We start from the raw sequence: 6,267 nt of genomic DNA, 5'->3' as shown, positions 1-6,267 counted from the left end.
TGCAGGACACCGTGGCGGCGATGGCGGCCCAGGGCTGGTCCGCCGAGGCGGTACAGCTGGATCAGGGCAATCTCGAGGCGCTGTCGGCGTTGATGGAACAGCGCGCCTTTGACGTCGTGGTCAACTCGGCCGGGTTGGCGCGTCACGGACCGGCGATGGAAACCACGCCGGATGACTTTGATGCGGTCACCGACGTCAACCTGAAGTCCGCCTATTTCCTGTCGGCCTATGCCGCCAGGGCCATGAAGGCCGCGGGCAAACCCGGCTCGATCATCCATATCTCTTCGCAGATGGGGCACGTCGGCGGCGTGGATCGCGCGCTATATTGCGCCACCAAACACGGGCTCGAAGGCATGGTCAAAGCCATGGCCATCGAATGGGGCAAGGCGGGCGTGCGGATCAACACGGTCTGCCCGACCTTTATTCGCACCCCCCTGACCCAGTCGACCTTTGACAACCCAGACCGCGCCGCATGGATCATGGACAAGATCAAACTGGGCCGGGTCGGTGAAGTTGAGGACATCATGGGCGCGGTGCTGTACCTGGCCTCGGATGCCTCCGGGCTGGTCACCGGCACCTCGATGCTGATCGACGGCGGATGGACAGCAGACTGATGGGGGACAAGATCACATCCCTGCAGGTGGCCGAACTGGCCGGCGTCTCGCAGTCAGCCGTCAGCCGGGTGTTCACCCCCGGCGCCTCGGTCTCGGCCAAGACCCGCGAAAAGGTGCGCAAGGCGGCGAATGAACTGGGCTATCGCCCCAACGTTCTGGCCCGCGCCATGGTGTCGGGCAAAAGCCGCATCATCGGGCTGGTGGTGGCCTATCTCGAGAACCAGTTCTACCCCGAGGCCATCGAAAAACTGTCGAACCTCTTGCAGGAACACGGCTACCACGTGCTGATCTTCATGGCGACCAAGACCTCGGGCAATGTCGATGAAGTGCTCGAGGAAATCCTCGACTATCAGGTCGACGGCATCGTCATGGCCTCGGTGGCAATGACCTCCAACATTTCGTCGCGCTGCCAACAGGCGGGCATTCCCATTGTGCTGTTCAACCGCTCACAGGATATGGACGGCATCACCTCGGTCACCACCGACAACTACGCCGGAGGCCGCAGGGTCGCCGAATTCCTCGTCGCGGGCGGCCACCGCAAGATCAGCTATATCGCCGGGTGGGAGGGCGCCTCGACTCAGCGCGACCGCGAAGCGGGCTTTCGCGCGGCCCTGCAAGAGGCACATCAACAGGTTTACTCCCGCGCGATTGGCGACTTTCATACCGAAAGCGCCCGTGCCGCCGCCCGCGACCTCTTTGACCGGCCTGCCGACGATCGGCCTGACGCCGTCTTTGTCGCCAACGATCACATGGCCCTTGCCGTTATGGATGTGCTGCGCTTTGAACTTGGGCTGTCTGTGCCCGGCGACGTTTCGGTTGTGGGGTTCGACGACGTGCCCCCTGCCGCATGGCCGGCCTACGACCTCACCACATTGCGCCAGCGCTCGAACCTCATGGTCGAAGAGACCGTGAATGCGCTGCTCAACTACATCAATGACCCGGACGCCACCGTGCCCCGCAAGATTGCCATCGATGGCCCGCTGATCGTGCGCGGGTCTGCCAAACTCCCTGAAGGATACGAATGATGCAAGGTTTCGACCCGAAATTCCGTGATTTCCCCGATTACATCATCGGCATCACCAAAGAGATCTGGGAAGACCGCGGCATTGCCACGCTGCACGACTACTATGCACCAAAAATCGTCGTGCGCATGCCCGGCTCGGTCTCAACCGGCAATCAGAACGTCATTGGCGCCACCATGGCCACGCTGGCGGAATTCCCCGATCGCACCCTTTTGGGCGAAGACGTGATCTGGTCCGGCACGCCAGAGGCGGGCATGCTGTCCTCGCACCGCATCATTTCGACCGCAACCCACCTGGGTGACGGGGCCTTTGGCAAGGCCACGGGCGCCAAGCTGACCTACCGCATTCTGGCTGACTGCCATGCCCGCAACAACGCCATCGACGACGAATGGCTGGTGCGCGATCAGGGGGCCATCGTGCGCCAGATGGGCTGGGACCCGCTGGACTACACCCGCGACCAGATCGCCCGCGAGGGCGGCCCCGAGGCCTGCACCAAACCCCTGACGCCGCTGAACGACATCGAAGGCCCCTACAAGGGCACCGGCAATGACAATGAATGGGGTCAGCGCCACGCAGATATCCTGACCCGCATCATGAACGCCGACATGGGTGCGATCGAGGCCGAATATGACCGCGCCGTGCACTCGGAACTGCCCGGAGGCCAGACCGGTCATGGCTGGGCACCGGTGGATCGCTTCTGGATGGGGCTGCGCGCCTCATTCCCCAATGCACAGTTCACCATTCACCACCAGATTGGCCGCGACGACCCGCAGATGCCCCCCCGTTCAGCAATCCGCTGGAGCCTTTGGGGCAAACACGACGGCTGGGGCACCTTTGGCGCACCCACCGGGGCCGATGTCTATGTTCTCGGCATCAGCCACGCCGAATTCGGCCAACTGATCGGCGGCCAGACCAAGCTGCGCCGCGAATACACGCTTTTTGACGAAACATCCGTCTGGAAACAGATCCTCCTTCACACCGGATAACCAGCTGAGGCTTCAGGCCTCGCGCGAACACCTGAAACCCCGGGGGCACCCTGCCCCGCAACAAATGAGAACCCCATGACCTCGCAGGATATTCCTTCCCGCATCGTTCGCTACGGCGAACTCAAACCCTGTAAAACCGCCTTTATCGACGCCCACACGCCGGGGTCCGATCAAAAGGAAAACTTTACCATTATCGGTGGGGGCGTCTCGGAAAGCCCGGATCAGCATGTCCACATCACGGACAAGATCGGCTTTAACATCGGTGCCGCCGGGCAACCTCCGAAATGCCGCAATTCCTTGCACAGCCACACCACGGCCGAGGTGTTCTTTGTCGCCAAAGGGCGCTGGCGCTTTTTCTGGGGTCTGCATGGCGACGCCGGCGAATTCGTTGCCGAAGAAGGCGACATCTTCAACATCCCCACCGGCATTTTTCGCGGCTTTGAAAACATCGGCACCGACTACGGCATGATCATGGCCGTTCTGGGCGGCGACGACGCGGGCGGCGGTGTCACTTGGGCCCCGCATGTGATCGAAGACGCACGCGATCACGGCCTCATGCTCGGCGACAACGGTGTGCTCTATGACAGCAAAAAGGGTCAGGAGTTGCCCCACAACGTGCGCCCGATGCCGCTCTTGACCGAGGAAGAGCTGAAAGCCTTCCCTGAGGTTCCGGCAGAGGCGGTGATCGGCACCTATGTCGCCCGCTACTGGGATCTGATGGCGCTCGGTGCCAAAAAGCCCGCCAAGGTGATTGGCGCGGATGCGCTGATCAAGGACAAGCCGGGGTTCGAGGTCGATTTCCTGACACGCGGCTCTGCCGTGAACGACGCCGTGACCGCCGAAAAACCGGTGGTCCTCATGCCGATGCGCGGCCACTGGCGCATTCGCATCAACGACGTCGAGGTGACCCTGACGAATGGCGACACCGCGCTGGTGCTGCCGGGCGAAACCTATGTCGCGGAACCTTCGATGACCGGCGAGGCCAGCCTCTACCGCATCACCGCCACGGACGATCAGGCCGGGGCCACCTGGGTCGCGTAATTCCTGCATCGACCGGGTCGGAAACGGCCCGGTCGGGCATCAAAACTTAACATAATATTTTGTACAACTTGGAGAGTCAGCCCAAAAAAAGATGTACAACTTGGTTAAAACAGCTTGGAGGACACGATGATCCGGACAACTCATGTTGGCTCTTTGCCACGCACTCAGGACGTGGTCGATTTCATCTTCGCCCGTGAAAATGAACAGCCCTATGACCCCGCGGCCTTTGATGCCTGCATGACCGCCGCTGTTTCGGACACCGTTAAGAAACAGGTTAACGCCGGGGTGGATGTGGTCAGCGATGGCGAAACCTCCAAGATCTCTTACGCCACCTACGTCAAGGACCGCTATACCGGGTTTTCCGGCGACAGCCCGCGCAATGCGCCTGCCGACCTCAAGATGTTCCCCGGTTTCCTGCAACGCCTGGCGGATGACGGCGGCACACCGCAATACGCGCGCCCCATGTGCACCGGCGAGGTGCGCTCCAAAGGGCAAGAGGAACTGCTCAAGGATATCAACAACCTAAAGGCCGCGATGGCCACGCACGGGGCGACGCGCGGCTTCATGAACGCGGCCTCTCCGGGTGTGATTTCGCTGTTTCTGCAGAACGATTTCTACAAAACGCGCGAGGCCTATCTCGCGGCGCTGGCTGATGCGATGAAGAAAGAATACGAAACCATCATCGCCAACGGGCTGGATCTGCAGCTTGACTGCCCCGACCTCGCGCTGTCGCGGCATATGCTGTTTACCGATCTTAACGATGACGCGTTCGTTCAGGTCGCAAACATGCACGTCGAGGCGCTCAATCACGCGCTGCGCGATGTGCCACAGGACCGCGTGCGGGTGCATATCTGCTGGGGCAACTACGAAGGCCCGCATTGTTGCGACATCCCCATGGACAAGGTGTTCACCACCCTGATGTCCACCAAGGCCCGCTACCTGTTGTTCGAAACATCAAACCCGCGCCACGCCCATGAGTGGACTGTGTTTCGCGACCGTAAGTCTCAGATTCCAGACGATAAAATCCTTGTGCCCGGTGTTGTCGACACCACCACCAATTTTGTCGAACACCCCGAGCTGGTGGCCCAACGCATCGAACGCTTCGCCGGAATCGTCGGCGCCGATCGCGTGATCGCCGGCAGCGATTGCGGCTTTGGCACCTTCGCAGGGTTCGGCGCCGTCGACCCCGACATCGCCTATGCCAAGCTTTCCGCCCTGTCCGAAGGCGCGGCCCTGGCAGGCAGCCGTCTGTGACGCCGCTGCTTCTCTTGCCGGGCATGATGTGTGATGCCCGGCTTTTTGGCCCTCAGATCAATGCCTTATCCGGCATGCGTCCGGTGATGACCGTGCCCATGGATCGCTTTGAAACCATGCAGGATCTGGCCAAGGATCTGTTGGTGCATGCCCCGCCGCGCTTTGCCATGGCCGGGCTATCCATGGGCGGTATTCTCGCCATGGAAGTGCTGCGCCAGGCCCCGGACCGCGTGGCTGGACTGGCCCTGATGGACACCAACCCCAAGGCCGAAACCGATACGGTCAAGGCCCGCCGCACCCCTCAGATTGCCGCCGCGATGTCGGGTGACCTCCGGCGCGTCATGCGCGATGAAATGAAGCCGAACTACCTTGCCGATGGCCCCAACACCGGCGCCATTCTCGATCTCTGCATGGCCATGGCGATGGATCTGGGACCCGAAGTTTTTATACGTCAATCCAAGGCCTTACGTGATCGTCCCGATCAGCAGGAAACCCTGCGCGGCTTCACCGGCCCTGCCCTTGTTCTCTGCGGTGCCGAGGACACGCTCTGCCCGCTGGAACGTCACGAGCTGATGCACGCCCTGATGCCGCAAAGCCACCTTGAAATCCTCCCGAACGCGGGCCACCTGCCCACGCTGGAACAACCCGCCCTCACAACCCAGGCCCTCATGACCTGGCTGGAGACACTATGACCCCTTCCCTTCTGAAACTGCTGCAAAGCGTCGACACCCCCACCGTCTGCAACGCCATCGAAGTGGCCCAGGGCAAACGTGGCTTTAACGATTTCACCCGTGGCACGATGCTCTGCTCCGCCCCCGATGAACCACCCATCGTCGGCTACGCCCGCACCGCGAAAATCGCCGCCGTCACCCCTCCGACCGAAGCCCCCGACGTGATCCGCACCCGCCGCATGGCCTATTATAAATACATGTCCGAAGGCCCCGCGCCCTCGGTCGCGGTGGTCGAAGATGTCGATTTCCCCGACTGTATCGGCGCCTATTGGGGCGAGATCAACACCACCGTGCACAAGGGCTTTGGCATGTCAGGCGCGCTGACCAACGGCGTGATGCGCGACCTCGGCGACCTGCCAGCGGGCTTTCCAGTCGTTGCGGGATCGGTCGGCCCCAGCCATGGCTTTGTCCACGTCCGCGAGCTGGACACCCCTGTCGACATCTTCGGCATGCGCGTCTCTCCGGGAGACCTGATCCACGCCGACCGCCACGGGGCACTTGTGATCCCGCAGGACGTCTTGGAAACTCTCGAGGCCGCCATTCTCAAGCTTCTGGAAACCGAAAAGCTGGTGCTGGCCCCCGCCCGCGCGCCCGGCTTTGACTTTGACGCTTTTGAACG

7 protein-coding genes are annotated in these 6,267 nt (G+C 61.9%); all 7 read left to right on the top strand.

Features of this window, described 5'->3' with window-relative positions; genetic code table 11:
* Positions 1–614: SDR family NAD(P)-dependent oxidoreductase (locus tag EK369_RS21130; RefSeq protein ID WP_164727074.1), on the top strand; the 614-nt coding region annotated here is incomplete at its 5' end.
* Entirely contained in the window at positions 599–1,639 is a 1,041-nt protein-coding gene (locus tag EK369_RS21125) for a LacI family DNA-binding transcriptional regulator (RefSeq protein ID WP_438672172.1), read from the top strand. The genes EK369_RS21130 and EK369_RS21125, both read left to right, overlap by 16 nt.
* A complete protein-coding gene (locus EK369_RS21120; RefSeq protein ID WP_127116265.1) occupies positions 1,639–2,622 on the top strand; it encodes a nuclear transport factor 2 family protein in 984 nt (327 codons plus the stop codon). The genes EK369_RS21125 and EK369_RS21120 overlap by 1 nt, the downstream gene beginning before the upstream one ends.
* Before the next feature lie 75 nt (positions 2,623–2,697).
* On the top strand, positions 2,698–3,663 hold the full coding sequence (locus EK369_RS21115) for a cupin domain-containing protein (protein WP_127116264.1): 966 nt from the start codon (positions 2,698–2,700) through the stop codon (positions 3,661–3,663).
* 126 nt (positions 3,664–3,789) lie between these two features.
* The gene (locus EK369_RS21110; protein ID WP_127116263.1) at positions 3,790–4,917 is read left to right on the top strand and encodes a cobalamin-independent methionine synthase II family protein; all 1,128 of its coding nucleotides are present in this window, start codon (positions 3,790–3,792) and stop codon (positions 4,915–4,917) included.
* On the top strand, positions 4,914–5,609 hold the full coding sequence (locus tag EK369_RS21105; RefSeq protein ID WP_127116262.1) for an alpha/beta fold hydrolase: 696 nt from the start codon (positions 4,914–4,916) through the stop codon (positions 5,607–5,609). Before EK369_RS21110 ends, EK369_RS21105 begins: the two co-directional genes overlap by 4 nt.
* Positions 5,606–6,267: RraA family protein (locus EK369_RS21100; RefSeq protein ID WP_164727073.1), on the top strand; the 662-nt coding region annotated here is incomplete at its 3' end. The genes EK369_RS21105 and EK369_RS21100, both read left to right, overlap by 4 nt.

The sequence above is a fragment of the Shimia sediminis genome, from assembly GCF_003990645.1.
In the GTDB taxonomy this organism is placed as follows: domain Bacteria; phylum Pseudomonadota; class Alphaproteobacteria; order Rhodobacterales; family Rhodobacteraceae; genus Shimia; species Shimia sediminis.
The sequence above is the reverse complement of the archived record's forward strand: the minus strand, read 5'-3'. Positions and strand labels throughout refer to the sequence as shown.